The organism is Novosphingobium sp. ST904 (assembly GCF_001298105.1).
Lineage (GTDB): Bacteria > Pseudomonadota > Alphaproteobacteria > Sphingomonadales > Sphingomonadaceae > Novosphingobium.
Genome location: NZ_LGJH01000006.1, coordinates 1 through 570 on the forward strand (window position 1 = coordinate 1; position 570 = coordinate 570).

Below are 570 nucleotides of genomic sequence, written 5' to 3' on the forward strand. Positions count from 1 at the left end.
TTAAAGGAACGAGGTCAAATCGTTTTAGTTGGACGCTTGATCGCGCCCTACATATCGATCGAAAGCGTCTATGAACGGCCAACGTTCAAAGACCCCTCGCAAACCACCTTCAAAGAATACCACGTCAAGGCCGAAGCAGCATGTATGCTGATCGTCAAGGACGGAGAAGTCGTCTCCAAATGTTTCGCTTCTATAAAAGAAGACCGCGATAGCTAATATAAGTAAGATCATCGCAAAGAGCGTTTCGATAAAGCTCAATGCGCTAGGAAGAGATGCAGGAATAGCAGCCCAAGGTATAAACCTTGCAAATGCCAAACGCAGTTGCCGTCTTTGGACGGCCAGCATCCAAAAATAGCTTAACGTGATCTAGTTTGGAATCTTGCACGACAACCTCACGGCGCTGCCTTTGCAGCGCGGTTTGACCGAGGGCCTCAAGATCAAGTTACGAGAGTTGTCAGTGTCAGATTAGGATTGAGATCAGTTACAATGGCCCGGCTCCCATGTGGTCACCGCGAATTTCCGCGTCAAGGCCGACAAGCGCGGTTGTCCAACAACCACCTTGTACTGATG

1 protein-coding gene is annotated in these 570 nt (G+C 48.9%); it reads left to right on the forward strand.

The window, feature by feature from the left end; genetic code table 11:
• The coding region (locus ADT71_RS32500; protein WP_231635431.1) for a hypothetical protein at positions 1-216 on the forward strand (216 nt) is incomplete at its 5' end.
• Positions 217-570: the final 354 nt, after the last annotated feature.